Here is a 25,586-nt window from a genome sequence, read left to right as displayed (position 1 = left end):
AGACGAAAGGGATGCGCCATGGCGCCGCTGCTGACATGGTTCGGAGACGATTTCACGGGCTCTGCCGCTGTGATGGAGGTTCTGGCCTTTGCCGGACTGGAAAGCGTGCTGTTTTCGGATATCCCGAGCCCCGCTTTGCTGGAGCGTTTCAAGGGCGCGCAGGCCATAGGCATCGCCTCGACCGCGCGCACACATGGCCCCGGCTGGATGCAGGACAACCTGCCTGCGCCATTTGAATTTCTGACCAGCCTTGGCGCGCCGCTGCTGCACTACAAAGTCTGTTCGACCTTCGATTCAGCCCCGCATTCGGGCAATATCGGCACAGCCATCGAGATCGGCCTGAAGGTCACAGGCGCGCAGGCCGCCCCGATGATCACCGCCGCCCCGCAGATGCGGCGTTATCAGGCTTTTGGCCATTTGTTTGCAGGCACCTTCGACGGTGTTTTCCGGCTGGATCGCCATCCGGTCATGGCCCGCCACCCCGTCACACCGATGGATGAGGCAGATTTGTTGCGCCATCTTGCCCGACAAACGGCCCTGCCCTCCGCGCTCATTGACCTCGAAGCGCTTTGGGCCGATCCGGCAGAGACGCTTGAAACTGCATTGCAGGCCGGTGCGCGTATCTTGTCCATCGACACGATGGAACAGGCCAGCGAAACCGCCGCCGGGCGGCTGCTTTGGGAAAACCGCGATCGGCTTGGCTTGGCCGTCGGCTCGCAAGGCGTTGAATATGCGCTTGTGCGGCATTGGCGGGATATCGGGATGATCCCGCCTGCTCTGCCCCCGCAAGGCGCGGGGAAAGTGGCGCAGATCGCGGCTGTGTCCGGGTCGGTTTCCCCGATCACCGCCGAGCAGATCGCGTGGTCCGCCGCCAATGGGTTTGGGGTCATCCGCTTTGACGCGGCCCATGTGATCGCCCAGCCTGCCGCGCTGGAAGAAACCATCGCCCAATCCATCACCGCCGCGCTCAAGGTAGCTGAAACAGGGGCCAGCCCGTTGATCTGCTCCGCCAGTGGTCCCGATGATCCGCAGGTCGCGGCGGTGCGGGCGGCGCTGTCGGGCAGCAGCTATTCACCCGAAGGCGCGAATGAGATGATTGGTCAGGCGTTGGGCCGCGTTCTGGATGGCATCCTGCGCCAAACCCAGATCCGGCGCGCGGTGATTTCAGGTGGAGATACGTCAGGCCATGGCATGCGCGCGCTTGGGCTCGAAGCCATGCAGGCGCTTGCCCCGACCGTACCCGGCGCCTCGCTTTGCAAGGCCTATGGCGACACTCCGCACGACGGCCTTGAGATCGCGCTTAAAGGCGGCCAGATGGGCAGCGCTGATTTCTTTGGCTGGATACGGGAAGGCGGCGGGGCCCGTTAAGTCTTGGCTTCAAAGGCGTCTTGCGACCGCGCCAGATGGCGCGCCATCTCGGCCACGGCGCCGTCCGGGTTCTTTGCCGCAATCAGATCGACAATGCGCGTATGCTCGGCCAAGGTTACATCCTCTTTGCCGGACCAGTGCAGCAGGCTGCTGTGATACTCGAAAAGCCAGCCCAGCATGGCGCTCGACACAGCGGCCATGATCGGGTTCCCGGACATCTGGGCAAGTTTCGTGTGAAACCGCATGTCAGCTTCGACAAAGCCGGTGGCATCGCCCAAAAAGCTGCGTTGCTGTTCGATGAGCGTGCGCAGATCAGCGATATCCGCCTCGGATGCCCGCTGCGTCGCAAGCCGGACCATGCCCAATTCAAACATCTGCCGCGCGTCTTTGAGGTGCTGCAGGTTGGCCGGGGCCGAAGACAGGACCAGCCGCGCAATCTCGTCGCTTTGGCCAAGCACGGTACCAGCGTCGATGGCATTGACGCGCGAGCGTTCGCCATGGCTGATCGTGATCAACCCGCTGTTGTGCAGCGATTGCAGCGCCTCGCGCACCGCTGGTCGGCCGACGCCAAAACGCTCCATCAGAGCGCGCTCAGACGGCATCGCGTCGCCGGCTGACACCTCACCCGAGGTGATCAGGTCGCGCAGCTTGTCCAAGACCTGATCCGAAAGCTTCCGGCGCACGATCTTGTCAGTGTCAGGTTTGCGCGGCAACGTCATGTTTGGGTCCATTCATAGGGGCCGAGATCCCCGTTTTGCACCGGGGTGAGGTTGGCTGTCAGGCGCGTGTCACCAAGATGAAGCTTGGCCAGTCCGCCTTCAATCTGTGCCGCGATCACCGGGGCACCGGCCAAGCCGCTGAGCACTTTAATCGCCTTGGTGACGGGCCAGTCCGGATGCACCCCGCGTGGACCATAAAACCCAGCCGGCGTCCAGACGACCGCGCCCGCTGACGCCAAAGCCGTGGCCAGGCCGATCACATAAGCCGCGCCAAAGGCCCCACGATGGCGCGGGTCGTCATCCGCCATGCAAAGCCGCCTCTGCTCCGGGTTCGGGATGGTGCGCGTGCCATAAGGATTCTGGCGCATCGCAATAGTCGCAGGACCAATGCGATAGGCCCTTTCCCCGATGATCGCCTGCGCTGACCGGGTGATATGCGAGATCGTCTCGAGCGTTTCCATGACCGAAAGATCATCCGCCGCGTGGACAATCGGGCAAAGTCCGTGCGAGACGAAATCCAACATCTCGACCGGAGGCCGCTTGCGGTTCAACTCGGGGAAGAAGCTGACCATGCCGCCACCGTGAAGCGCGCCTGCAAAGGCCTTCGATGCAGCGCGGTGGATATCTTCCAGCGGCGGGCAATCCGGCCATTCCGACCCCGGCGGCGTGGATTGCCTATCCACAGAGGGGCAGATCAGAACACTGTCTGGAACAAGACCTTCCGCCCGCATCATCGCCGCCAGAGCGGACAACTCTTCCTCTGGCGCTTGCTCAAGAAGGCAGATCAGTTCCAGATCATAAGCGATATCGGGCACAGCTTTTTGCAACCCGGCAAAAGCGGCGACTTGTCTGTCGACCCCACCAAGCGCCGCATCTACGTGGCACAGCAATCGTTGCGGCAGGACCAGCGCCAGATCCTGCGGCGCGCGCGCAAGGCGCAGGGCATCCTCAGCGGTCAGCACCAAAGCCGTCTGCGGAAAAACCGCCCCTCTGGACAGCGTTTCGGCGGGGGGAACGAAAACGTCCCCTGCCTTGCGCCAAGTCAGCTCGACACTTTGGGCAAAGGGCGCACCATCTTCGAGCACATATGGCCAGGGCAACGCAAGCGGGCGATTATAGGTTTTGAAGGAGGCATCCCCCCATTGGCGCTGATCCTCCATTTCAAATGTGTCACCTTCAAAGGCGCAGGTCACGGACCACGCTCCGGCCTGATGGCTCAGCCGCGTGATATCCATGAAGGGCTGCCAAGGGTCGATCAGCACCGGGAAGCACGCGCTTTGCTCGGTCCCATCCGAATGGCGCACCACGGCCGGACTGCCCGCCGTTCTGGCCGGGTGCAGCACGGTAAAACCCGCGCGGTTCGTCTCGAACCCGCCGCTGGCCTGCCCTGTCGCCTTGAAGCAAAGGCCGGTCGTGCTGGCACTGATTTCAAGCCTCGCATCCAACCGCGCCCCGTTTTGTTCAAACCCCGCCTCATAGACCAATTCAACCGTTTCTCCGATCTGCCGGGACACTTCGGTCAGGCGCGGCGACAAGGTACCCCAATCGCGGTCGCGCACCAGAAAGGCGATGCCGCGGATCAACTCTTGGTCACCCATCCGGATATGGCGCAAAGCTCCGTCTTGCAGCGAAAAACTGAGCGGGCCCAGCGTGATTCGCTCGAAGGGCGTGTCGGGCACTTCGGTGCCGAAAAGCCGCAGGGCGTCGCTCATATCTCGGACATCTCCACTGTGCGGTGCTCCCGCGCGGACAAATATGCGGCCTCGACCAGTCCAAAGGTTTGCAGATTGTCCTGCCCGCTGGTTTCGGGTTGCGCGCCTGTGCGCAGACAATCGACAAAGTGCTGCTGGATCAGCAAAACGCTTTCCTGAATGTTGTGCCAAGGCTTTGACGCCCAGGGAAAAAGCGGCGGGCTGACATCCCGCGTTTCGGTTTGGCCGCCGCGCTGGAGCGTCAGTTGATACCCGGCGTCCAGCCGCAAAGTGCCCTCGGTCCCGTCGATCTCCAGCAGGCTCTCGGGGAATGTCTCGGGGTGGCGCTGCGTGGCATAGGAACAATCAACCACGCTGGTCACATCATTTGCGTGATGCAACAGCATGGTTGCCACGTCCTCGCCCTTGATGGCCGGGTTGATTCGCCGCGTCATCGCGCTGATCCGGGTCACATCACCGAACAGCGCGCGCGAAATATCGAGGATGTGGATGCCCAGATCTTCGATGATGAAGCGCTCTCCCTCGGCCAGATAAGGCTGACCCGAAAAGACATCATAGCCAGAGCGGAAACTGACCCGGCCAAAGAAAGGCGCGCCAATGGCGCCTGCGCGCAGGGCTTCGATCGCGGCCCGAATAGCGGATTGCCAGCGGAAGTTTTCATGGACCATCAGAAGCTTGCCGGTGTTTTTGACTGCGGCAACCATAGCCCGGGCGTCCTGCATGTTCAGCGCAAAGGGTTTTTGGCAGATCACATGCACGCCATGTTTTGCCGCCAGTTCCACTAAAGGGCGATGCGAGGGCACGGTTGTTGCGATATCGACCACGTCAAAGCCCCCGTCGGCGAAAAGTGTCTCGGCCTCGGTATAGGTGCGGGCGATTTCAAAGGCCTGCGCCGACGCACTCAGCCGCGCCTCGTCGCGATCACACAGCGCGACCACCTCGGCGCCATCGATGTCCTGCCAGGCGTGAAGCTGGTTCTGCGCAAAGAATCCACAGCCGATCAGAGCTATCTTCATGTCGGTCCTCCGATTGATCCCAACGTCCCGAAGCACAGGCACGTTGTCAACAGGTATGATGAGCATTACACCTCGGTCAAACCCAATGGAAAAGGTGCCCACATGGCGAGCACAATCAAAGTCACCTACCGGCTTGAAACCTCTGGCGATATGGGGGCCCTCGCGGCCAAGATCGCTTCGGACCAGTCCACCGGCACCTTTACCGAACTGCCGGGCGAGACCGAAGAAGTCCGTGCCCGCTGCGCTGCCGTGGTTGAAGAGATCGTGCCGCTTGCCCGCTTGGACGTGCCTTCGATCCCGGACCCGGACGGGACTGGCCCCTACAGGCGCGCCGATGTGACCATTTCCTATCCGCTTGAAGCCGTCGGCACAGACATTGCCGCGCTCATGACGATCTGCGTCGGCGGTGTCTTTGCCGTGCGCGGCTTGACGGGTGTGCGCGTGATGGATATCGACCTGCCTTCCGAATGGGCTTGCCACCCTGGCCCGCAGTTCGGTGTGCCTGGCTCGCGCCGATTGATGGGGGTCGAGGGGCGGCCGATGATCGGCTCGATCATCAAACCGTCGCTGGGTCTGCTGCCCGAAGAAACCGCCAAGGTGATAAAGGATCTCTGCGAGGCGGGCGTCGATTTCATCAAAGACGACGAAAAGCTGATGAGCCCCGGCTACTCTCCGCTTGAAGCGCGGGTCAAGGCGATCATGCCGGTTATCAAGGACCACGAAGACAAGACCGGCAAGCGCGTGATGTATGCTTTTGGCATATCCTCGGCAGACCCCGACGAGATGATGCGCGGCCATGACTGCGTGATCGCGCATGGCGGCAACGCGGCGGTGATCAACATCAACTCGATTGGCTACGGCGGGATGAGCTTCTTGCGCAAAAGATCCGGGCTGTGCCTGCATGCGCATCGCAACGGCTGGGATATCCTGACGCGCCATCCTGGCCTGGGGCTGGAATTCCGCGCCTATCAAAAGATCTGGCGCCTGCTGGGCGTCGATCAGTTTCAGGTCAACGGCATTCGCGCAAAATATTGGGAGCCGGACGACAGCTTTGTAAAGTCCTTCGGTGATGTCTCGACCCCGATTTTCGCGCCCGAGGATTGCGCCTTGCCGGTGGTCGGATCCGGTCAATGGGGCGGTCAGGCGGTGGACACCTATCAGCGGACCGGCGGCACCCTGGACCTGATGTATCTGGCTGGCGGCGGGATACATGGACACCCGATGGGATTGGCAGCCGGGGTCAAGGCGATCCGTCAGGCATGGGAAGCCGCAGCCGAGGGCATTTCATTGCAGGCCCGGGCCAAGGATCACCCGGAACTGGCGGCGGCTTTGGCCAAGTGGGGTTAGATCAAAGTGGCGCGCCGTGCGAAACGTATCCGGGCTTAGTGGCCCGGAAACATGTTTTCTGCGGACCGAAATCCGGTCCGAAACTTAACGCCTAACTTACCGCTGCCAACCCGGCGTCGATCGCGGAAAGGATCTTGTCGATCTGCGCGGCTTCAATCACCAATGGCGGCGAGAGGATGATGTTCGGCCCCGAAATCCGAAGCATCACGCCCGCTTCATAGGCGGTGCGATGGGCCTTGGCGATGGTGCCCTTGTCGACCGGCGCCTTGGTGGCGCGATCCGACACCAGCTCGAGCGCGCACATCAGGCCATGTCCGCCGCGCACATCACCGACCACCTCATAACGCTCTTTCAGCGCCTCGATCCCGGCAAACAACTGCGCCCCGCGGGCCACCGCGTTGTCCTTGACGTTCAGGCGAACGGTCTCGGTCAGCGCCGCGATGGCCGCCGCCGCCCCGACCGGATGGCCCGAGTACGTGTACCCGGACCCGATTGCCGCCCGCCCGGTTTTGTCCTGCTCGAAGACTTCGGCCACCTTGTCCGAGATCATCACGGCGCCAAACGGGAAATAGCCGTTGGTGATCGCCTTTGCGGTACACATCAGATCGGGCTGCACCCCCCAATGGCGCGACCCGGACCAGCTGCCCGACCGGCCAAAGGCGGTGATAACCTCATCCGCGATCAGCAAAATACCGTGGCGGTCGCAGATGTCGCGCACGCCGGGCATAAAGCTTTCATGCGGCGGGATCACCCCACCGGCGCCAAGGATCGGCTCCATGATAAAGGCAGCGATGGTGCCCGCCCCCTGAAAGGCGATCTCATCTTCGATGGCCGAAAGGCAAAGCTGCGCCAGCCGCTCCGGATCGCTTTCGCCAAAGGGGTTGCGATATGTGTAGGGCGCCGGGACATGGTAGCAGCCCGGCATGAGCGGTTCATACATGGTGCGGAAATTGGCGTTGCCATTCACGCTTGCGCCCAATGTGTGGGTGCCGTGATACCCCTTTTTCAGCGACAGGTATTTGACCCGCCCGGCTTCGCCGCGCACCTTGTGGTACTGGCGCGCCAACCGCAATGCGATCTCGACCGAATCCGAGCCCCCCGAAGTATAAAAAGCCCGGCTCAGCCCGTCAGGGGCAAAGAAATCTTTCAGCATTTCCGACAGCTCGATGACGTTATCATTCGTCGTGCCGCGGAAGATCGAGTAGTAGGGCAAGCGGTCCAGTTGCGCGGCGATGGCCTGTTTGACCGGCGCGCAGGAATAGCCAAGATTGACGTTCCAAAGACCGCCCACCGCATCAACAAGACGGTTGCCATCAACATCAATGATCTCGACGCCCTCGGCATCGACGATGATGTCCGGCGGGTTGGCAAGGCTGTCGGCGGGATGCGCCATCGGATGCCAGACGTGGCGGGCATTGTGTTCCTTGAGGAAATTGGCGTCTTTCATGACAGGCCTTTCTTGATCAGGACGTTGAAGTTGGCGTCTCGGACGCCCATGCATTTGTGATCTGTTGTGGAATGGTCCCGCCGATGGCAGCGCAGACCTGCTGCACGCCGATGCGCAAGGCGGCAAAGGCAGCTTTTCGTTTCTCGGGGGTCATACGCGCCATCGGCACCGCGATAGCCAAGGCGCCTGTGACGTGGCCTTCGGGGCCATAAACCGCCACGGCCAGCGAGGCCACCTCATCATCAAAGGTCTGATCGCTGACGCCATAACCGCGCGCGCGGACATCTTCCAAGGCCTTGAGCAAGTCTTGGGGATCGGTGATCGTGCCTTTGGCATGTGGCGCAAGTGGCGCCTTCAGAACCTCATCCCGGAGGCTTTGCGGACCAAAGGCCAGAACAGCCAGACCCGAGGAAGTCGCGTGCAGCGGCAAAACCTCGGAGGTGTCAAAATGGACCTGCGTTCCATGGTGCCCCGGATCGGCATGACAGACCGCCGAAAGCACCTTTCCTTGCAGCAGCGAGAAATGCACCAACTCGCCCACGTCGCGTGATAGCGCTTCGACGATGGGCCGGACAACCGAGCGTACCGGCATGGTCGCCTCGCGTACCGCCGCCAGCCGCAGAATCGCAGGACCAAGACGATAGGCACGAGTCTCAGGATGCTGCTCAAGAAAGCCGTTTTCCTGCAGCTCCACCAGATGACGATGCACGGTCGCCTTGTCGCGCCCCGAACGGCGCACGACCTCGCTCAGCCCCAAGGCAGGCGTCGAGGAAGAGAAATAACTAAGTATTTCCAGCGCCTTCGTGATCGTTCCCATCTTGGGTCCGCGCCTCCTATCCAAAAAAAGTTGCGATCTCTCGACTCATTTGTTGACAGAAAAGCAAATCCCGCGCAAGAATATTTGATACAATCGGTTCAAATAATGAACCATCGACGGGAGATGCAACATGAAAAATATCCTCGCCGGGGCCGCACTGGCTCTTGCTTCGCTGCCATTCGCGGCACTCGCAGAATACCCGGAAAAGCCGGTCGAATTCGTCATTCCCTTCCCGCCCGGCGATCTTGAGGATGTGCTGACGCGCATGATCGCAGATGAATTTCAGGCGACCTATGGCACGCCGGCGGCCGTGGTGAACAAGCCCGGCGGCGGTGGCGGCCCCTTCCCCGGCGCGGCCGAAGTCGCCATGGCTCCCGCCGATGGCTACACCATAGGCAGCTTTGTGATCGCCGTGCCGATTGTCGGGCCCGAACTGGGCATCCCTGCGCTGTCGCCAAACCCCTTCGATCCGGTTGGCATCTTTCTGACCTACCCCTTCGTGATCGCCACATCCGGCGATGCGCCCTATTCCTCGATGGAGGAACTGGCCGCTTATGCGCGGGAAAACGACGTGGCGCTTGGCCATTTTGGTGCACCGCTGGTGCCGACGCAGGTGACCAAGGCGCTGGCTGCCAAGATGGACTTTTCCTACGCCTCGGACGCCGCCTTTGACGCGCTGGATTGCAACACGTTGGCCTCGGGCGACGCGGATGTGATCAACACCACGCTGCAACTGATCCTGCCCTGCCTGGGCGATGTGAAGGTCCTGGCCTCGATCGGCGCCGAGCGTATCCCGCTGACCCCGGACACCCCCACCGTCGGGGAGCTTGTGCCGGAGCTCAATGTTTCGCTCTGGAACGGCTTGTTCGTGCGCAAGGATGTGCCCGCCGAGGCCCGTGAAAAGATCGCGGCCGTGGCGCAAAAGGTCGTCACATCGGACAAGGCCAAGGAACTCGCGGCCCAGACCGGTGCGCTGATTTACTGGCAGGACGCCGAGGCCTCCACTGCTCAGATCGAGACGGACACCAAGGCACTTGGCCTGATCGGCGAGATCCTCGCTGAGTAAAAGCTGCGGACCTGGCGCCTTTCTCGGGGCGCCAGCCACCACAACATCAGAGGACGCCATGACAAAGACCCTTCAGGATCTGTTCAAGCGCTATCGCCGCCCGGGCGATATGGTCTTTGCGGCGCTCTTTCTGGCGTTATCGCTGTTCCTGCTGTGGCATCTGCCGACGCAGGCCCCTTGGGCCAAGGGCGACGGGATCTTCAAGAACCCCGCCTTCTGGCCCAGCGTCGCCATCGCCGCCATGGTGGTCTTCAGCGCTTTTCACCTGCTGGGCGCCGCTGTCTCCGAACGCATTCCCGGACGTCTGGCAGAGGTGCTCTATTGGCTGCGGGCCTTTGAATACGTTGGCTGGTTCATGATCTATGTCCAGGCCGTTCCATGGCTTGGCTATCTCCCCTCGACCATTGCGTTTTGTGCGCTGCTGTCCTTTCGGCTGGGCTATCGCAGCCGCAGAGTTCTGGGGGCCGCTGCCTTGTTCGGGATCGCCGTTGTGCTGTTGTTCAAGACCTTTTTGCAGGTCAAGGTTCCGGCAGGCGAGGTTTATCAATTGCTGCCCGCCGCGGCGCGCAACTTCATGATGATTTACTTCTGAGGGGTCGGAATGGACGCTCTGCTTTCTGGCGCCGAACTGCTGGCGCGCTTTGACGTATTGATTGCCCTGATGATCGGCGCGATTGGCGGCGTATTGATCGGCGCGATCCCCGGGGTTGGCCCCGCAGTCGCCATCGCCATCCTGCTGCCGGCCACCTTTGCGCTTGATCCGCTTGTCGGGCTGACCATGCTGCTGGGCATCTATGGCTCGTCCATGTTCGGAGGCGCCCTGCCCGCCATTCTGATCAACACGCCCGGCACCGCAGTCAACGCGCTGACCACCTATGACGGCCACCCGATGACCAAAAAGGGCGAGGCCCTGCGCGCCTTGGGGCTGGCCTATGGCGCCTCATTCTTTGGCGGCATCTTCTCGATCATTGCGCTGATCCTGCTGGCCCCCGTGCTGGCCAAGATCGCCCCGATGTTCGGCAGCCGAGAGATTTTCCTCGCCGCGCTCATGGGTGTGGTGCTGGTGATCCTGGCGCACCGCGGCCAGACCTTCGCCGCCGGGATGCTGGCCGCTTTTGGCATCTTTCTGGGCACTGTCGGGCTGGAACCCGTGCGCTATACGATGCGCTTTACCTTTGGCTACGATTTCCTGACCTCAGGTTTTGATCTGATCGTCGTGGTGCTTGGCCTTTTTGCCATCTCTCAGGCCTTCATCCTGATGCTCGACCCCGAACATGCCCCGGATACGCAGCCCATCAAGGGCAACATGTTTCGCGCCATGGGCGAGGTCTTTCGCCATAAACGCGTGGCCAGCGCCGGGTCAGGCTTTGGCGTGCTGATGGGGATGATCCCCGGTGTCGGCGAATTCATCGCGCAGTTCCTCAGCTACACCTATGCGCAGAAAACCTCGAAAACGCCGGAGCTGTTCGGCCATGGCTCGCCCGAAGGGCTGGTCGCCTCCGAGTCCGCCAACAACGCCGTACCTGCTGCCGCGATGATCCCCCTGTTGGCGCTTGGCATCCCCGGCGAGGCGCTGACCGCCATGATGCTGAGCGTCTTTTACGTGCACAACGTCATCCCCGGCCCGCAACTGTTCCAGAACCAGCTGGATTTCGTCTATGCACTGTATATCGCGATGATCCTGCTGAACGTGATCGTGGTGATCTTTGTCGTCTTCTCGTCGAACCTGATCTTGCGGGTGATCCGCATCCCGACCCGGTTCCTGGGCATGGTGATCCTGACGCTCAGCTTTGTCGGGGTCTATTCGCTGCGCAATTCCGTCAGCGATTGCGCCATTGCCTCGGCCTTCGGGGTTCTGGGGCTGGTCCTGAAACGGCAGAACCTTCCGGTCGTACCGATCATCCTTGGAATGGTTCTGGGCGGCATCATGGAGACCAAGCTGCGCTCGGCCATGGCGCGGGTCAAATCCCCGCTCGACTTTGTCGACCGCCCCATCGCGGCCTTTCTGGCCTTTGCCATTATCGCCATGCTCGTCCTGCACTTTTGGGGCCTGTTCCGTGAAAAGCGGCTCGCCCAACCCGAAAGCGCCCATGACCATGACGTTCACGACACGCATATGAACTGAGACCATGTTTGATCAAAACCGTATCGACGCCCTTCGCGACGCCCCTATTCCACCCGCCCAGCACTTGATTGACGGCCAGTCCTGCCCCGCCTCGGACGGCGGCATCATGGAGGTTCTCTCGCCGCTGAACGGCAAGGTTCTGACCACAATCGCGCAGGGCACCGCCGCCGATGTCGAGGCCGCCACTCAGGCCGCGCGCCGCGCCTTTGACGATGGCCGCTGGTCCGGGCTGGCCCCTGCCGCGCGCAAGGCGGTTTTGCTGAAATGGGCCGCGCTGATCGAAGAGAACGCGCTTGAACTGGCGGTTATTGGCGTGCGCGACAACGGCACCGAGATTGGCATGGCCCTTAAGGCCGAGCCTTTGTCAGCAGCCGGGACCATCCGCTATTACGCCGAAGCGATCGACAAGATCACGGGCGAGATCGCCCCAACCGCCCCCGGCACCCTTGGGTTGGTGCACCGCGAACCCGTGGGCGTGGTCGGAGCCATTGTGCCATGGAACTTTCCCTTGATGATTGGCGCGTGGAAGCTGGCCCCGGCCTTGGCAGCGGGCAACTCGGTGGTTCTGAAACCCGCCGAGACGGCTTCGCTGACGCTTCTGCGCATGGCGCAGCTTGGCCTCGACGCGGGTCTGCCGCCCGGTGTGCTGAATGTCGTCACGGGCCTGGGCGCCGTTGTGGGCGAAGTGCTGGCCCTGTCGATGGAGGTGGACGTTCTGGTCTTTACCGGATCGGGCACCACCGGGCGGCGACTGCTGGAATATTCGGCGCGTTCCAACTTGAAGCGCGTTTATCTGGAACTGGGCGGCAAAAGTCCAAACATCGTCTTTGCCGACGCGCCCGATCTGGCCGAAGCGGTCAAGACCTCGGCGGCGGGCATCTTTCGCAATGCCGGGCAAGTCTGTGTCGCGGGCTCGCGGTTGCTGGTCGAACGCAGCATCCACGACCAATTCGTGGCCGAGCTGACCGCCTATATGAAAACCATGCCGGTGGGGGATCCGCTGAACCCGGCAACTGCGGCGGGCGCGGTGAATTCTCTTCGCCAGCTTGAACAGAACTTGCAGTTTGTCGAAGAGGCCCGCGCGCAGGGCCACGCGATCACCGGAGGCGCACGCATTCTGGAGGGCACCGGCGGCTATTTCATGGAGCCGACGCTGGTCACGGGCGTGTCCCCTTCGGACCGGATTGCGCAGGACGAGGTCTTTGGCCCGGTCCTGGCGGTGATCCCCTTCGACACCGAAGAAGAGGCCATTCGCATCGCCAACGGCACTGACTATGGGCTGGCCGCCGCTGTCTGGACGTCGGACTTGTTGCGTGCCCACCGCATGGTGCGGGCGATCAAGGCGGGCATCGTTCACGTCAACACCTACGGCGGCTCGGACATCACGGTGCCCTTGGGCGGTGTGAAGCAATCCGGCAACGGGCATGACAAGTCGCTGCATGCGCTGGACAAATATCTCGACCTGAAAACCGCGTGGATCAAGCTATGAACGACCGGACCATCCTGATCGTCGGCACCTATGACACCAAGGACGCCGAACTGACCTATATCGCCGAGGTTGTGCGGGCGCAGGGCGGCGCGGTTCTGACCATGGATGTCAGCGTTCTGGGCGATCCCTCAAAGCCCACCGACATCTCGAAGCATCAGGTGGCCGAAGCGGGCGGCAGTTCCATCGAAGCGGCGATCGCCGGCGAGGATGAAAACCTTGCCATGCAGATCATGGCGCGCGGTGCAGCCCGGATGGCGGCGCGTCTGCACGCCGACGGGCGCTTTGACGGTGTGCTTGTACTTGGCGGGACGATGGGCACCGATCTGGCGCTGGACCTGTGTTCGGCCCTGCCTTTGGGCGTGCCAAAATACATTGTCTCGACGGTCTCCTTCTCGCCCTTGATCCCGCCTGAACGGTTGCCCGCCGATATCCAGATGATCCTTTGGGCCGGTGGGCTTTACGGGTTGAACTCGGTCTGCAAAGCCTCGCTCAGTCAGGCCGCCGGTGCGGTGCTGGGAGCCGCCCGCGCGGTTGAGGCGCCCAGGCGCGACAGGCCACTGATTGGCATGACCTCCTTCGGCAAGACCGTGCTGCGCTACATGGTGACGCTGAAACCAGCGCTTGAGCAACGCGGGTTTGAGGTGGCGGTCTTTCATGCCACCGGCATGGGCGGACGCGCCTTTGAAAGCCTTGCGTCCGAGGGCGCCTTTGCCGCCGTCATGGATTTCGCACCGCAGGAGGTGGGCAATCACCTGATGGGCTCCTCCATCAACGCGGGCACCGACCGGATGACCAATGCCGGGGCCAAGGGCATCCCGCAGATCGTCGCGCCCGGCTGTTATGACCTTGTGGATTTCATCGGCTGGCAGGACACCCCCGCCAAGCTGATTGGCCAAGACGTACACGCGCACAACCGCCTGCTCTCCTCGGTCATGATGACGCCCGACCAACGGCGCGAGATGGCGCGCACCCTGTGCGAAAAGCTGTCCACCGCCAAAGGGCCGGTGGTCTTTTTGCTGCCCTTGCAGGGCGGCAATGAATGGGATCGCCCCGGCGGCCCGCTGTCCGATCCCGAAGGTTTGAGCGCCTTTGTCGAAGAGTTGCGCACCCATTGCCCGGCCAATGTCACGCTGGTCGAACTGGACGCGCATATCAACGATGCGGCCTTCAGCGAAGCGGCGCTGAAGGTCTTTGATGACTGGCAGGCCAAGGGCGTGATCAGCGCTTAGGCGGCTCGTCGGCAGCAAGAGTGGCGAGCAGGTCAAGCAAGTACTCGTAATCCTCGTTACCCAGTCGTGCCTTGAACCCTTCGACGATCTGCGCCGCATGCGCGTGGTTGTCGTCGATCATTTTCTGACCGGACTCGGTGATCTCCAGCATCTGGCGACGTCGGTCACGCGGGTCTTGGGCGGTGCGGATCAAGCCCTTGTCGGCCATTCCCCGCGCGATACGCGTCAGGCTGGACAGCAGCAGACAGGCGCGTTCGGCCACATGGCTGGCGTCCATCGGGCTGCTTTCCGCCAGAACCCGCAACACCCGCCACTGTTGTTCGGTCACGCCGGTGTCCGACAGCATGCGGCGGATCGGCCCCATGATATTCTCACGCGCGCGCATCAAGGCGATGGGCAACGACCTTTCGGTCTCTGGCAGCTTGGGCGGCTTGGTCATCTGAATGAACGCTCCTGCGAAAAACTTGCCATGTTAAATAAAATCATTGACTCGCCCTGTCCACTGAATTTACTTAACATCGCAAGTGTTCATCCTTGGGAGGGGGAATCGTGCCGCATTTCCAGATAGAGTATTCCGGCAATCTTGATGGCGTGGTGGACATGGGCGCCTTTTGCGAGGCGATCCGCGCTTGCGCGGCCGGGATCGAGACCTTTCCCACGGCGGGCATCCGGGTGCGTGCCACCCGCGTCGATCACTATGCCATCGCGGACGGCAACCCAAAGCACGGGTTCATCGACCTTTCGATCCGGCTGCGCGGCGGTCGCTCTCAGGACGTCAAGGAAGACGCGACGCAGCGGATTTTCGAGGCCGCCAAAAGCTTTCTGGCCACGGCCATGCAGACCCATTCCATCGCCCTCTCGCTTGAGATGCGCGATATCGACCCCGCCCTTTCGCCAAAGACCGGCACCATCCGCGACCATCTGGAGAGCTGAGCCATGAGCACGCTTGACGACAACCTGAAGAAACTTGACAGGCTGCTTGACCGCTTCCGCAAGCGCGGCATTCCCAATCGCATCGCCGGGCAGGATACCGACGGCGGCGCTGGCCGGTTCCAGACCGTATCTCCCGTCGACAAACAGGTGATCTGCGACGTGGCACGCGGCAACGCCGAGGATATCGATGCCGCCGCGAAGGCCGCCCACGCCGCCTTTCCGGCATGGCGCGACATGCCCGCCAAAGAGCGCAAGAAGATCCTGATCAATGTCGCCGAGGCCATCGAGGCACGTGCCGAAGACATCGCCCTGTGCGAATGTTATGACACCGGTCAGGCTTGGAAATTCATGTCCAAAGCCGCCCTGCGCGGGGCCGAGAACTTCCGCTATTTCGCCGCCCAGGTTGAAAGCGCCCGCGATGGACAAAGCCTGCCCTCGCCCACGCTGATGAACGTCACCACCCGCACCCCTCTTGGCCCGGTGGGCGTGATCACCCCGTGGAACACGCCCTTCATGCTATCGACGTGGAAGATCGCCCCGGCACTGGCCGCAGGCTGCACCGTGGTCCATAAACCGGCCGAGGACAGCCCTCTTACGGCGCGCCTTCTGGTGGAAATCGCCGAAGAGGCGGGCCTGCCCCCCGGCGTGCTCAACACTGTCAACGGCTTTGGCGAAGACGCAGGCCGTGCGCTGACCGAGCACCCGCTGATCCGCGCCATCGCCTTTGTCGGAGAAAGCCGCACGGGCAGTATGATCACCAAGCAAGGGGCAGATACGCTCAAACGCGTGCATCTGGAACTGGGCGGCAAGAACCCCGTCATCGTCTTTGACGACGCCGATCTGGAGCGCGCCTTGGATGCGGTGATCTTCATGATTTACTCGATCAACGGCGAGCGCTGCACATCCTCAAGCCGCCTGCTGGTGCAGGACACCATCCGCGAGCAATTCGAGGCCAAGCTGGTCGAGCGTGTGAACAGGATCAAGGTGGGCCATCCGCTGGACCCGAACACCGAAATCGGACCGCTGATCGGCAAGACCCATTTCGACAAGGTCACCTCGTATTTCGACATCGCCAAGCAAGATGGCGCAACCATCGCGGCGGGCGGCACCACGCCGGACGACAGCGGCTATTACGTCCGTCCCACCCTGTTCACCGGGGCCAACAACGCGATGCGCATCGCCCGCGAGGAAATCTTTGGCCCGGTCCTCACCTCGATCCCCTTCACAACCGAAGAAGAGGCGCTGAGCATCGCCAATGACACGCAGTACGGTCTGACCGGCTATGTCTGGACCAACGACCTGACACGCGCTCTGCGCTTTACAGATAAGCTTGAGGCCGGGATGATCTGGGTGAACAGCGAAAACGTCCGCCACTTGCCCACGCCTTTCGGCGGGGTGAAATCCAGCGGCATTGGCCGCGACGGCGGGGATTGGTCGTTCGAGTTCTACATGGAGCAAAAACACATCGGCTTTGCCACCGGTCAGCACAAGATCACGCGCCTTGGCGCCTGACCCCAAGGGAAACGCGCACAACCCCAAGGGAGGAAAGACTATGGGAGAGATCGTTCTCGCCGCCAAGATGACCCACGTGCCGACCATGCTCATGTCTGAACAGGACGGCCCGATCAAAGGCAAACGGCAGGCGGCCATCGACGGCCATCTGGAAATCGCCCGCCGCGCCAAGACGTTGGGGGCGGATACGGTGGTGATCTGTGACACCCATTGGGTGATCAACGCAGGCTTTCACATCAACGCCAACCACCGCTTTCACGGGCTGTTCACCTCGAACGAATTCCCGCAGTTCATTCAGGACATGCCCTATGATTATCAGGGCAACCCCGGGCTGGGCGACGCCATTGCCGCCGAGGCCTCGGATCGCGGCGCCTATACGCTGGCCCATCATCTCGACAGTCTTGAGCTGGAATACGGCTCGCTCGTGCCGCTGCGCTTCATGAGCCGCGAACACGGGATGAAGGTGGTCTCGATCGCCGCATGGTGCACGGTGCACGACCATACCGAATCCCGTATTGTCGGCGAGGCAATTCGCGCCGCCGTCGACGCTTCGGACAACAAGGTGCTGCTGGTGGCCTCGGGCTCGCTTTCGCACAAGATCTGGCCGAACAAGGACTATGCCGCCAACAACGGCACCTTTACCATCAGCTCCGAGTTCAATCGACAGATGGACCTGCATGTTCTGGAGATGTGGAAAAGCGGCGATCATGCGACCTTTCTCAAGATGCTGCCCGAATACGCCGCCCATTGCTGCGGCGAAGGGTCGATGCATGACACCGCCATGCTCTATGGCGCGCTTGGCTGGGACAGATACACCGCCAAATGCGAGGTCGTGACCGACTATTTCCCCAGCTCTGGCACCGGCCAGACCAATGTCATTTTCCCCGTTCAATAGGAAAACAAGATGCCCGTCCCTGCCCCCGTCCTTTATCCGCCCTTCAACATCGTCCGGCTCAGCCATGTGGAGTACCGCGTGACCGATCTGGCGAAATCGCGCGAATTCTATGTCGACATTCTTGGCCTTCAGGTCACGGATGAGGATGAAAGCACCATCTATCTGCGCGCCATGGAGGAACGCGGCCATCACTGCATCGCACTGGTGCAGGCGGATGCGGCCAGTGTCGGGGTCTTGGGGTTCAAGCTGTATGACGAGCCTGATCTGGACAAGGCCGAGGCTTTTTTCCAGTCCAAAGGCCTGCCTTGTGAATGGGTCAAGCGTCCCTTTATGGGCCGCACCCTGCGCACCCGCGATCCTTGGGGCATCCCGCTGGAGTTCTACGTCAAGATGGACCGCCTGCCGCCAATCCACCAGAAATATCGCCTGTACAATGGCGTCAAACCGTTGCGCATCGACCACTTCAACATGTTCAGCGCCGATGTGGATGCCAGCGTCGCGTTTTATAACGAGATCGGCTTTCGCACGACAGAATACACCGAAGACGCCGAAACGCAAAAGGTCTGGGCGGCGTGGATGCACCGCAAGGGCGGCGTGCATGATGTGGCCTTTACCAACGGCCTTGGCCCGCGCCTGCATCACACCGCCTTCTGGGTGCCGACGCCACTGAACATCATCGATCTGCTTGATCTGATGAGCACCACAGGCTGGCTGGCTTCGGTGGAACGCGGGCCAGGGCGGCACGGCATCTCGAACGCGTTTTTCCTATATATCCGCGACCCGGATGGCCACAGGATCGAGATCTACTGCTCGGACTATCAAACCGTTGACCCCGATCTTGAACCCATCAAATGGGATCTCAAGGATCCGCAGCGCCAGACCCTTTGGGGCGCCCCCGCCCCGCGCTCGTGGTTCGAAGAAGGCTCGCTTTTTGACGGGGCAGAGCCCGTTGAAAGCGCGCTCAAAGCCACCCCCATCATAGCGCCATGAGGTTCAAATGAACTGGGATGACTTCGCCCTCTGGGGCAGCAAAATCGCAGCCTTCGGGGCTGACTATCACAAAACACTGCGCAGCCGACCCGTGCGCCCTGCTATCAAACCCGGCGAGATCATCGCCCAACTGCCCCCTGCGCCGCCGGAAACGCCCGAGGCGATGGAGCAGATCATGCAGGACTTTGAGCGTATCGTGATGCCGGGCCTGACCCACTGGCAGCACCCGCGCTTCTTTGCCTATTTCCCGGCAAATGCCGCGCCGCCCTCGATGCTGGCCGAGATGCTGGTCACCACACTGGCGCCGCAATGCATGCTCTGGCAAACCTCTCCAGCGGCGACCGAGATGGAAACGCGCATGATGGACTGGCTTCGCCAGAGCATCGGCCTGCCGGGCGACTTTACCGGCGTCATTCAGGACAGCGCGTCGTCTGCCACGCTGGCTGCTGTACTGGTCATGCGTGAAAAGGCGCTGAACTGGCAAGGCAACCAAAAGGGGCTGTCGGGAGGACCCACTCCGCGCATCTATTGCTCGGATCAGGTGCACACCTCGATCGACCGGGCCGCTTGGGTATCGGGGATCGGGCAGGACAACCTGATCAAGATCCCCGTGGTCGAGGGCGATCCGCTGCGCCGCATGGACACCGAGGCCCTGAAGGCTGCCATTGCAGCGGACCGTGCTGCGGGCCATCTGCCTGCCGGTCTGATCGGCGTGACAGGGGCCACGGGCATGGGGGCATGCGATGACATCGCCGCACTGGCTGCGATTGCGCGGGCTGAAAACCTGTATTTCCATGTCGATGCCGCATGGGCCGGAGCCGCCATGATCTGCCCCGAACACCGCGCCCTGTGGCAAGGGATCGAGCGCGCCGATAGCGTGGTGTTCAACCCGCATAAATGGCTTGGCGCGCAGTTCGATTGTTCGGCGCATTTCATACGCGACCCGGACGCACTGCGCCAAACGCTGGCGATCCGGCCGGAATATCTCAAGACGCTGGGACAGGACGAGGTGACAGACTATTCGGAATGGTCGATCCCCTTGGGCCGCCGTTTCCGCGCGCTCAAGCTTTGGTTCCTGATCCGCAGCTATGGACTTGAAGGGTTGCGCGCGATGATCCGCAATCATGTCGCCTGGTCACGGGGCGTGGCGAAGCGCCTTGTGGCGGAACCAGACTTTGAGATCATAACGCAACCGATCCTGTCGCTGTTCACCTTTCGCCACAGCGGTGACGACGCCCACAATCTGGCCTTGGTCGAGGCGATCAACGCTGATGGCCGCATCTATCTGACGCAAACCAAGGTGGACGGGCAGACTGTCATCCGCTTTCAGGCCGGGGCCTTTGGCATGGAAGAACAAGACGCCCTGACGGCCTTTGACACAATCACAGAAATCGCGAGGCGCCTGCCATGATGTCCCCCCACTTTGTCAGTTTCAGCCACAACGGCCAGCCGGGATACGGGTTGCACACCGGCGATGGCGTCATTGATCTGAGCCGCGCCAACCCCCAGTACCCCAGCCTGCGTGACGTGATCGAAGCAGGTGCGCTGAAAGAGGTGTTCCTGCAAGGCGCGGGGCGCGCGAATGACCATGCGCTGGATCAAATCCAGCTCGAGATGCCGATCCCCAATCCCGGCAAGATCCTGTGCGTTGGCGTCAACTTTCCCGACCGCAACGCGGAATACAAAGACGGCAGCGCCCAGCCCAAACATATGTCGCTGTTCCCGCGGTTCGCCAGCAGCTTTACCGGCCACGACCGCCCGCTGATCCGCCCGCCAGAAAACCACACTCTGGATTACGAGGGCGAGATCGCCGTGGTGATTGGCAAAGGTGGACGCCGGATCAAACCCGAATACGCCTACGACCACATCGCCGCGCTGACCCTGTGCAACGAAGGCACGATCCGCGACTGGGTGCGCCACGCCAAATTCAACGTGACCCAAGGCAAGAACTGGGACAATTCGGGGGCCATGGGGCCTTGGCTGGTGCCCTTCACAAACCCCGCGCAACTGGACGCCGCGCGCATCGTCACCCGCGTGAACGGCGAGGTCCGGCAGGACGATACGCTGGACCGGATGATGTTTCCCGTGCGCGAAGAGATCGCCTATATCTCGACCTTCACCACGCTCAATCCCGGCGATATCATCGTCACCGGTACGCCCACAGGCGCAGGCGCCCGGTTTGATCCGCCGCGTTATCTGGTGCCCGGCGATGTGGTAGAGATCACCGTCGAAGGCATCGGCACTCTGCGCAACACCGTTCAGGACGAAGTGCTATGACTCCGGAGCAGCACCAACAGGCCGCCGCCGATTTGCTGAGCGCGGAACAGTCGGGCGCGCAGATCGGGCTTTTGTCGCTTCGCCATCCGGACATGACAATGGACGACGCCTATGCCGTGCAGTCAGCCCTGATGGCGGCCAAACTGGCGGCCGGGCAACGCGTCATCGGATGGAAGATCGGGCTGACCTCAAAAGCCATGCAATCCGCGCTGGGGATCGACATCCCGGATTCGGGCGTGCTGTTCGATGACATGATCTTTGCGAATGGCGCCGCAGTGCCTAAGGGGCGCTTTATCCAGCCAAGGATCGAGGCCGAGATCGCCTTTGTCATGAAGTCCCCGATCGCCGGGGAAACCGTCACCCGCGAACAGGTTCTTGCCGCGACGGATTATGTCGCCCCGGCGCTCGAGATTCTCGATACGCGCATCCTGCGCAAAGACCCTGCGACCGGGCGCGTGCGGAACGTCTTTGATACGATCAGCGACAATGCCGCCAACGCCGGAATCGTCATGGGCGATCAGCGCCACGCGCCCGAGGATTTCGATCTGCGATGGGTCGGAGCAATCACCGCCCGCAACGGCGAGGTTGAAGAAACTGGGCTTGGCGCGGGCGTGCTGAACGATCCGGTGGAAAGCGTGGTTTGGCTGGCGCGGCGGATGGCGCAATACGGACAGGCCATCGCGCCGGGACAGGTCATCCTGTCGGGCAGCTTCATCCGGCCCATCGAATGCCCGCCCGGGAGCCACATACACGCCGACTACGGCCCCTTCGGCAACGTCGATATTCGCTTTGAATGACGATGGCAGTCGGTGAACAGGGTTTGTGATTGAACCCTGTTCACCTCCGATGCAGGTCAGCAGGCTGCGGTGACAATCACCTCGACCAGATATTTCGGCGTGGCCAGCTTGGCCTCGCCGCAGGCGCGGGCGGGCGCATGCCCCGCGGGCACCCAGGCGTCCCAGACTTCGTTCATCTCGGCGAAGTCCGCCATGTCGGCCAGCCAGATCACCGCCTGCAACATCTGTTCCTTGGACGATCCCGCCTTGGCCAACGCTGCCTCGACATTGGCAAGGCAATCGCGGGTCTGCTCGGCCACGGTTGCGCCTTCCCCGACCTGGCCCGCCAGATAGGCCACGCCGTTGTACTTGACCACCTGGCTCATCCTTGTGCCGGTGTCGATCCGTTCAATCATCTTCCATCCTCCATCTGTGATTGCGCCCACCATTGCAGAGACTTGGCGCAATGACCACCATCGCTCAGGCCGGTTTGTAAACCCGGTTGGCTTCGGGATCTTCCGAGGAATACTCCAGCGCGGCCAAAGCATCCCACGCCGCTTGGGGTATCTCGGCTGTGGCCCAGTCCAGCGTCTGCTGTACGCGTTCGGGTTTGGAGACCCCGACCACGGTCGAAGTCATGCGGGGATCGCGCATCGAGAACTGAAGCGCCACGGCGCCCGGCGCGATGCCATGTTCAGCGCAGATTGCTTCGATCGCGCGAACCGGGGCCAGCGCCGCATCATCCGCCTTTTGATAGGTCACACGCGGCATCACGGCGCTGCCTTTGGCAAGCACCCCACCGGCGTAAGGCGCGGCGTTGAAAATCGCCATGCCCTGCCCCGCCGCATAGTCGAACATCTCATCCGCCGAGCGGTTCAAGAGCGTATAGCGGTTGTGGCTGATCAGCGTGTCAAAGGGATAGGCCTTGAGGATCGGGAACATCATGTCCAGCTTGCCCATGGCAAGACCCACCGCCTGTGTCAGCCCCTCTTCCTTCATCTTGAACAGCTCATCGAGCGCACCGCCATCGCCGGTAATCTCTTGCAGATCGCGGGCATGTTCGGGGTCGTGCAGATGCAGCACCGGAATGCTGTCGAGGCCGAGGCGTTCAAGGCTTTCCTCCAGCGATTGCCGGGCGCGGGCGGCATCAAAGCGGCCGGTGTCCATGTCGCGGTCCAGTTTGGTGGACAGGACAAAACCATCCGGCAGCCCGCCCCTTTCACGAATGACCGCGCCCACGCGGGCCTCGGACCGGCCCATGCCATAGTTGTTCGAGCTGTCCAGAAAATTCACCGGCCCGTCAAAGATCGCGCGCACCGTTTCATGGGCGCGGGCGTCGCTGACCGAATACCCATAGGTGTCGGGCATGTCGCCAAGGCCGGAGGTGCCGAAACAAAGCGAGGTGACCTCAAGGCCGCTCTGGCCGATTTTAACGCGTTTCATGGGGCGGTCCTTGTTCCTGAGGTTAGGTAAGCCGATAGAAGTCGCGCGCGCTATCGCCGAAAACGCGTGCCCGATCCGGAGCGCTGAGATCAGCGCAGAGCCGCTGGGCTTGGGCATGCCAATCAGGATAGTCGCAGCGCAGCCGCGCCACGGGCCAGTCACTGCCCCACATGACACGTCCCGCGCCAAAGCTGCGCAAGACGTGATCTGTGTAGGGGCGCAAAACCTCGTCCGACCAGTCATCATCCGCTTCGGTGACGATCCCAGAAAGCTTGCAATAGGCGCCAGTGTCCCGCGCCAGACGGGCCATGCCGTCCGCCCAGAACCGCAGGTTGTCGTCTGAATGGTCGCGGATTTGCGGTTTCATGCAGTGATCGAGCACAGCGCGAAGATCAGGGTAGCGGGTCAGGAGCATGGCAAAATTGGACAGATGCCGCGGAAAGCCGAGACAGTCAAAGGTCAGATCCAGATCGATCAGCGCCTCATAGGCCCACTGCACATCATCGCGCAGCATCCAGCCGTCGTCGGGCAAATCCTGGATCATCGGACGCACCCCGACAAATTTGGGATGTTTGGCCAACCGCTCCAACACAACGCGCTGGCCGGGATCCTCGAAGTTGATCCAGCCGACCACGGCGGCGACGTGGGGCGTCGCGTCGGCCATTCCCAAAAGGTACTCGGTTTCCTCGACCGAGGGAGCGGCCTGCACCAGAACCGTCTTTTCAACGCCGGTGGCGGACAGGCTCGCTGCCAAGTCCTCAGGTCCATATTGCCGGGTCAGTACCGGATCATCCGGCGGCATCCAGCCATAATCGCCGCGGGCCGGGTTCCAGAAGTGATGATGAGAGTCGATGCGCATGTCTGTCAGTCTTCCAGTAGATGACCAGCGGCGCAAGGGATCCTGTGCTGGCGCGCAAGGATGCCCATCAGCTCACTGGCAAACAGTCGCAAGACCGCTCGTTTGATTCAATTGAATCCCTCGGCCACCTGCCGAACCGGACTTGAGGCCAAGGCTGCCTTCTCAAGTTCGGTCAACATAGCGGAAAATGTATTGTTCAACGGGAGGGGGTCATACAACCCGCCTCGATCAGACCAATCCGCGATCCCGGGCGATCATCGCCGCATGGGTACGATTGCGCGCGACAAGCTTGCGGCTCAGGGTCTTGACGTGCAGCTTGACGGTGACCTCTTGAAGATCGAGATCGCGGGCAATCTCCTTGTTGGCCTTGCCTTCGCAAATGCCGCGCAGAACGTCCATTTCGCGCCGCGTCAGAACGCTGGTCTCGGGGTCTTTGCCACGCATGAATTCCAAGGGCGCATAAACCTCACCGGCGGCCATGAAACGGGCGGCGGTCAAAAGGCTTCTGGCAGCCAGCGTCTTGGGGATGAAACCCTGCGCGCCCGCCTTTAACGCCGCCTCGGCCACGCTGCGCGACGCGGTCCCTGACAGGATAGCAACCGGTCGTTCGGAATTGGCGCGACGCATTTCGCTCAGACCGTCCAACCCGTTCATGCCGGGCATCGAATAATCCAGCAGGACCAGATCGAAGCTTCCGGTTTCTTCAGCGGCCTGAACCGCATCTTCCAACGACGCAACAGTGACGACCTCCTCAATATCCGAGGCGTCCAGATAGGCGGCTATCGTCTCGCGAACCAGGTCGTGGTCATCTGCTACCAAAATTCTCATACCGCGGGTACCAACCTCGTCCAAATGAAAGGCCCTTTTATCCCTATTTTTACAAGCAGACCATCCCTGTCGAACCTATACACCAAAGAATAGGTGCCTTTTGCTTCTGCACAAATTGTATAAAGAACAAGAGTGTCTCGCGCGTTAATGTGGGATGATATAGGTTTTGGCATGCCGCGTGATCGGCCCTGACAGCGAAATTGACCCGGAAATGCGTATGATTGAAAAGCTTCATCGGATCTGCCTTGCAGGGCTTCTCGTTCTTGGGATGGCCGCCAGCGCCGCCGCCGGCTCTGATCTGCCGCACCCCGAAGGCCCGGTCGTACTGCGGGTGTTTGGTGCCCTCCCCAATACGAATATCGACGGGGAAGCGTTGTTTGATCTGCAAATGCTTCGCGATCTGCCAAGCACCGAATTCGAAACCACTACGATCTGGACCGACGGCGTGCAGCACTTTGGCGGCGTTTCCTTGGGCACGCTTTTGGAAGCCCTTGGGATCAACTCTGGTTCTCTCGAAGCCAGCGCCTTGAACGAATACCTGATCGAAATCCCGCTTGACGATGCAGTGGACGACGGCGCCCTCATTGCCTATGAAATTAATGGCAAGGAAATGTCTGTCCGCGACAAGGGGCCGTTGTGGATTGTCTATCCCTATGACGACAACCCCGAGTACCGTAGCGAGGTTTATTATGCGCGCAGCATCTGGCAACTCGATACCATCGAAGCCTTGCCATAGGT

General features: G+C 61.6%; 25 protein-coding genes. 15 read left to right on the top strand and 10 right to left on the bottom strand.

The annotated features are described in order from the left end of the window. The first annotated feature begins 18 nt into the window (after positions 1–18). On the top strand, positions 19–1,368 hold the full coding sequence (locus ACOYQJ_RS17915) for a four-carbon acid sugar kinase family protein (protein ID WP_422907370.1): 1,350 nt from the start codon (positions 19–21) through the stop codon (positions 1,366–1,368). On the opposite strand, the gene nanR is transcribed toward ACOYQJ_RS17915, so the two are convergent. Genes nanR through ACOYQJ_RS17900 form a run of 3 tightly spaced genes read right to left on the bottom strand, consistent with a single transcriptional unit; the run spans position 1,365 to position 4,815 of the window. After that, positions 1,365–2,087 carry a transcriptional regulator NanR gene (gene nanR, locus ACOYQJ_RS17910; protein ID WP_422907369.1) on the bottom strand — a complete coding sequence of 241 codons (723 nt, stop codon included), beginning with the start codon at positions 2,085–2,087 and terminating at the stop codon, positions 1,365–1,367. The genes ACOYQJ_RS17915 and nanR overlap by 4 nt on opposite strands. Beyond that, positions 2,084–3,799 carry a D-apionate lactonase family protein gene (locus ACOYQJ_RS17905; protein WP_422907368.1) on the bottom strand — a complete coding sequence of 572 codons (1,716 nt, stop codon included), beginning with the start codon at positions 3,797–3,799 and terminating at the stop codon, positions 2,084–2,086. Before ACOYQJ_RS17905 ends, nanR begins: the two co-directional genes overlap by 4 nt. After that, complete coding sequence (locus ACOYQJ_RS17900; RefSeq protein ID WP_422907367.1) at positions 3,796–4,815, bottom strand: Gfo/Idh/MocA family protein; 1,020 nt, start codon at positions 4,813–4,815, stop codon at positions 3,796–3,798. The genes ACOYQJ_RS17905 and ACOYQJ_RS17900 overlap by 4 nt, the downstream gene beginning before the upstream one ends. A gap of 102 nt (positions 4,816–4,917) precedes the next feature. Here ACOYQJ_RS17900 and oiaX point away from each other — a divergent pair, with 102 nt between their 5' ends. Continuing rightward, positions 4,918–6,162, top strand: a complete 1,245-nt coding sequence (gene oiaX, locus ACOYQJ_RS17895; RefSeq protein WP_422907366.1) for a 3-oxo-isoapionate-4-phosphate decarboxylase OiaX — start codon at positions 4,918–4,920, stop codon at positions 6,160–6,162. Positions 6,163–6,253: 91 nt separating this feature from the next. On the opposite strand, the gene ACOYQJ_RS17890 is transcribed toward oiaX, so the two are convergent. Continuing rightward, complete coding sequence (locus tag ACOYQJ_RS17890) at positions 6,254–7,609, bottom strand: aminotransferase class III-fold pyridoxal phosphate-dependent enzyme (protein WP_422907365.1); 1,356 nt, start codon at positions 7,607–7,609, stop codon at positions 6,254–6,256. 16 nt (positions 7,610–7,625) lie between these two features. Next, a complete protein-coding gene (locus ACOYQJ_RS17885) occupies positions 7,626–8,426 on the bottom strand; it encodes an IclR family transcriptional regulator (RefSeq protein WP_422907364.1) in 801 nt (266 codons plus the stop codon). Between the two features lie 130 nt (positions 8,427–8,556). On the opposite strand from ACOYQJ_RS17885, the gene ACOYQJ_RS17880 reads away from it, so the two are divergent. Genes ACOYQJ_RS17880 through ACOYQJ_RS17860 form a run of 5 tightly spaced genes read left to right on the top strand, consistent with a single transcriptional unit; the run spans position 8,557 to position 14,335 of the window. Beyond that, positions 8,557–9,492, top strand: a complete 936-nt coding sequence (locus tag ACOYQJ_RS17880) for a tripartite tricarboxylate transporter substrate binding protein (RefSeq protein WP_422907363.1) — start codon at positions 8,557–8,559, stop codon at positions 9,490–9,492. A 58-nt stretch (positions 9,493–9,550) separates the two neighbouring features. Then, entirely contained in the window at positions 9,551–10,084 is a 534-nt protein-coding gene (locus ACOYQJ_RS17875; protein ID WP_422907362.1) for a tripartite tricarboxylate transporter TctB family protein, read from the top strand. 9 nt (positions 10,085–10,093) lie between these two features. After that, positions 10,094–11,617 (top strand): tripartite tricarboxylate transporter permease, encoded by a 1,524-nt coding sequence (locus ACOYQJ_RS17870; protein ID WP_422907361.1) that lies wholly within the window; start codon positions 10,094–10,096, stop codon positions 11,615–11,617. Positions 11,618–11,621: 4 nt separating this feature from the next. Continuing rightward, on the top strand, positions 11,622–13,106 hold the full coding sequence (locus ACOYQJ_RS17865; RefSeq protein WP_422907360.1) for an aldehyde dehydrogenase: 1,485 nt from the start codon (positions 11,622–11,624) through the stop codon (positions 13,104–13,106). Beyond that, positions 13,103–14,335 (top strand): Tm-1-like ATP-binding domain-containing protein, encoded by a 1,233-nt coding sequence (locus ACOYQJ_RS17860; protein ID WP_422907359.1) that lies wholly within the window; start codon positions 13,103–13,105, stop codon positions 14,333–14,335. The genes ACOYQJ_RS17865 and ACOYQJ_RS17860 overlap by 4 nt, the downstream gene beginning before the upstream one ends. Here the strand turns inward: ACOYQJ_RS17860 and ACOYQJ_RS17855 are convergent. Beyond that, entirely contained in the window at positions 14,325–14,774 is a 450-nt protein-coding gene (locus ACOYQJ_RS17855) for a MarR family transcriptional regulator (RefSeq protein ID WP_422907358.1), read from the bottom strand. The genes ACOYQJ_RS17860 and ACOYQJ_RS17855 overlap by 11 nt on opposite strands. Positions 14,775–14,884: 110 nt before the next feature. Here ACOYQJ_RS17855 and ACOYQJ_RS17850 point away from each other — a divergent pair, with 110 nt between their 5' ends. The 7 genes from ACOYQJ_RS17850 to hpaH are packed head-to-tail and all read left to right on the top strand — an operon-like array spanning position 14,885 to position 21,739. Then, positions 14,885–15,268: a 5-carboxymethyl-2-hydroxymuconate isomerase gene (locus tag ACOYQJ_RS17850; RefSeq protein WP_422907357.1), complete on the top strand. Its 384-nt coding sequence runs from the start codon at positions 14,885–14,887 to the stop codon at positions 15,266–15,268. 3 nt (positions 15,269–15,271) lie between these two features. After that, complete coding sequence (gene hpaE, locus ACOYQJ_RS17845) at positions 15,272–16,780, top strand: 5-carboxymethyl-2-hydroxymuconate semialdehyde dehydrogenase (protein WP_422907356.1); 1,509 nt, start codon at positions 15,272–15,274, stop codon at positions 16,778–16,780. Between the two features lie 40 nt (positions 16,781–16,820). Then, a complete protein-coding gene (hpaD, locus tag ACOYQJ_RS17840; RefSeq protein WP_422907355.1) occupies positions 16,821–17,675 on the top strand; it encodes a 3,4-dihydroxyphenylacetate 2,3-dioxygenase in 855 nt (284 codons plus the stop codon). Between the two features lie 9 nt (positions 17,676–17,684). Beyond that, a complete protein-coding gene (gene hpaD, locus ACOYQJ_RS17835; protein WP_422907354.1) occupies positions 17,685–18,665 on the top strand; it encodes a 3,4-dihydroxyphenylacetate 2,3-dioxygenase in 981 nt (326 codons plus the stop codon). Between the two features lie 7 nt (positions 18,666–18,672). Continuing rightward, a complete protein-coding gene (locus ACOYQJ_RS17830; RefSeq protein WP_422907353.1) occupies positions 18,673–20,076 on the top strand; it encodes a pyridoxal phosphate-dependent decarboxylase family protein in 1,404 nt (467 codons plus the stop codon). Next, positions 20,076–20,942: a fumarylacetoacetate hydrolase family protein gene (locus ACOYQJ_RS17825; RefSeq protein ID WP_422907403.1), complete on the top strand. Its 867-nt coding sequence runs from the start codon at positions 20,076–20,078 to the stop codon at positions 20,940–20,942. The genes ACOYQJ_RS17830 and ACOYQJ_RS17825 overlap by 1 nt, the downstream gene beginning before the upstream one ends. Next, a complete protein-coding gene (hpaH, locus tag ACOYQJ_RS17820; RefSeq protein WP_422907352.1) occupies positions 20,939–21,739 on the top strand; it encodes a 2-oxo-hept-4-ene-1,7-dioate hydratase in 801 nt (266 codons plus the stop codon). The genes ACOYQJ_RS17825 and hpaH overlap by 4 nt, the downstream gene beginning before the upstream one ends. A 56-nt stretch (positions 21,740–21,795) precedes the next feature. Here hpaH and ACOYQJ_RS17815 read toward each other — a convergent pair whose 3' ends face one another. The 4 genes from ACOYQJ_RS17815 to ACOYQJ_RS17800 all read right to left on the bottom strand — a co-directional run bounded on the left by ACOYQJ_RS17815 (position 21,796) and on the right by ACOYQJ_RS17800 (position 24,848). Next, positions 21,796–22,134 carry a RidA family protein gene (locus ACOYQJ_RS17815; RefSeq protein ID WP_422907351.1) on the bottom strand — a complete coding sequence of 113 codons (339 nt, stop codon included), beginning with the start codon at positions 22,132–22,134 and terminating at the stop codon, positions 21,796–21,798. 64 nt (positions 22,135–22,198) lie between these two features. Next, positions 22,199–23,161, bottom strand: a complete 963-nt coding sequence (locus tag ACOYQJ_RS17810) for an aldo/keto reductase (RefSeq protein ID WP_422907350.1) — start codon at positions 23,159–23,161, stop codon at positions 22,199–22,201. A gap of 22 nt (positions 23,162–23,183) precedes the next feature. Then, complete coding sequence (locus ACOYQJ_RS17805; protein ID WP_422907349.1) at positions 23,184–24,020, bottom strand: amidohydrolase family protein; 837 nt, start codon at positions 24,018–24,020, stop codon at positions 23,184–23,186. A 228-nt stretch (positions 24,021–24,248) separates the two neighbouring features. Continuing rightward, positions 24,249–24,848, bottom strand: a complete 600-nt coding sequence (locus tag ACOYQJ_RS17800; RefSeq protein WP_422907348.1) for a response regulator — start codon at positions 24,846–24,848, stop codon at positions 24,249–24,251. A 217-nt stretch (positions 24,849–25,065) separates the two neighbouring features. On the opposite strand from ACOYQJ_RS17800, the gene ACOYQJ_RS17795 reads away from it, so the two are divergent. After that, complete coding sequence (locus ACOYQJ_RS17795; protein ID WP_422907347.1) at positions 25,066–25,584, top strand: putative pterin-binding protein; 519 nt, start codon at positions 25,066–25,068, stop codon at positions 25,582–25,584. The last annotated feature ends 2 nt before the right edge of the window (positions 25,585–25,586 follow it).

The sequence above is a fragment of the Pacificoceanicola algae genome, assembly GCF_049341065.1.
Taxonomy (GTDB): domain Bacteria; phylum Pseudomonadota; class Alphaproteobacteria; order Rhodobacterales; family Rhodobacteraceae; genus Pacificoceanicola.
Note: the sequence above shows the minus strand (reverse complement) of the source record. Positions and strands in the feature narration are given on the sequence as shown.

What these genes read in the sequence shown, in the direction of transcription:
- ACOYQJ_RS17915 (WP_422907370.1), top strand. Translation starts at nt 19, where the DNA reads ATGGCGCCGCTGCTGACATGGTTCGGAGACGATTTCACGGGCTCTGCC.
- nanR (WP_422907369.1), bottom strand. Translation starts at nt 2,087, where the DNA reads ATGACGTTGCCGCGCAAACCTGACACTGACAAGATCGTGCGCCGGAAG.
- ACOYQJ_RS17905 (WP_422907368.1), bottom strand. Translation starts at nt 3,799, where the DNA reads ATGAGCGACGCCCTGCGGCTTTTCGGCACCGAAGTGCCCGACACGCCC.
- ACOYQJ_RS17900 (WP_422907367.1), bottom strand. Translation starts at nt 4,815, where the DNA reads ATGAAGATAGCTCTGATCGGCTGTGGATTCTTTGCGCAGAACCAGCTT.
- oiaX (WP_422907366.1), top strand. Translation starts at nt 4,918, where the DNA reads ATGGCGAGCACAATCAAAGTCACCTACCGGCTTGAAACCTCTGGCGAT.
- ACOYQJ_RS17890 (WP_422907365.1), bottom strand. Translation starts at nt 7,609, where the DNA reads ATGAAAGACGCCAATTTCCTCAAGGAACACAATGCCCGCCACGTCTGG.
- ACOYQJ_RS17885 (WP_422907364.1), bottom strand. Translation starts at nt 8,426, where the DNA reads ATGGGAACGATCACGAAGGCGCTGGAAATACTTAGTTATTTCTCTTCC.
- ACOYQJ_RS17880 (WP_422907363.1), top strand. Translation starts at nt 8,557, where the DNA reads ATGAAAAATATCCTCGCCGGGGCCGCACTGGCTCTTGCTTCGCTGCCA.
- ACOYQJ_RS17875 (WP_422907362.1), top strand. Translation starts at nt 9,551, where the DNA reads ATGACAAAGACCCTTCAGGATCTGTTCAAGCGCTATCGCCGCCCGGGC.
- ACOYQJ_RS17870 (WP_422907361.1), top strand. Translation starts at nt 10,094, where the DNA reads ATGGACGCTCTGCTTTCTGGCGCCGAACTGCTGGCGCGCTTTGACGTA.
- ACOYQJ_RS17865 (WP_422907360.1), top strand. Translation starts at nt 11,622, where the DNA reads ATGTTTGATCAAAACCGTATCGACGCCCTTCGCGACGCCCCTATTCCA.
- ACOYQJ_RS17860 (WP_422907359.1), top strand. Translation starts at nt 13,103, where the DNA reads ATGAACGACCGGACCATCCTGATCGTCGGCACCTATGACACCAAGGAC.
- ACOYQJ_RS17855 (WP_422907358.1), bottom strand. Translation starts at nt 14,774, where the DNA reads ATGACCAAGCCGCCCAAGCTGCCAGAGACCGAAAGGTCGTTGCCCATC.
- hpaE (WP_422907356.1), top strand. Translation starts at nt 15,272, where the DNA reads ATGAGCACGCTTGACGACAACCTGAAGAAACTTGACAGGCTGCTTGAC.
- hpaD (WP_422907355.1), top strand. Translation starts at nt 16,821, where the DNA reads ATGGGAGAGATCGTTCTCGCCGCCAAGATGACCCACGTGCCGACCATG.
- hpaD (WP_422907354.1), top strand. Translation starts at nt 17,685, where the DNA reads ATGCCCGTCCCTGCCCCCGTCCTTTATCCGCCCTTCAACATCGTCCGG.
- ACOYQJ_RS17830 (WP_422907353.1), top strand. Translation starts at nt 18,673, where the DNA reads ATGAACTGGGATGACTTCGCCCTCTGGGGCAGCAAAATCGCAGCCTTC.
- ACOYQJ_RS17825 (WP_422907403.1), top strand. Translation starts at nt 20,076, where the DNA reads ATGTCCCCCCACTTTGTCAGTTTCAGCCACAACGGCCAGCCGGGATAC.
- hpaH (WP_422907352.1), top strand. Translation starts at nt 20,939, where the DNA reads ATGACTCCGGAGCAGCACCAACAGGCCGCCGCCGATTTGCTGAGCGCG.
- ACOYQJ_RS17815 (WP_422907351.1), bottom strand. Translation starts at nt 22,134, where the DNA reads ATGATTGAACGGATCGACACCGGCACAAGGATGAGCCAGGTGGTCAAG.
- ACOYQJ_RS17810 (WP_422907350.1), bottom strand. Translation starts at nt 23,161, where the DNA reads ATGAAACGCGTTAAAATCGGCCAGAGCGGCCTTGAGGTCACCTCGCTT.
- ACOYQJ_RS17805 (WP_422907349.1), bottom strand. Translation starts at nt 24,020, where the DNA reads ATGCGCATCGACTCTCATCATCACTTCTGGAACCCGGCCCGCGGCGAT.
- ACOYQJ_RS17800 (WP_422907348.1), bottom strand. Translation starts at nt 24,848, where the DNA reads ATGAGAATTTTGGTAGCAGATGACCACGACCTGGTTCGCGAGACGATA.
- ACOYQJ_RS17795 (WP_422907347.1), top strand. Translation starts at nt 25,066, where the DNA reads ATGATTGAAAAGCTTCATCGGATCTGCCTTGCAGGGCTTCTCGTTCTT.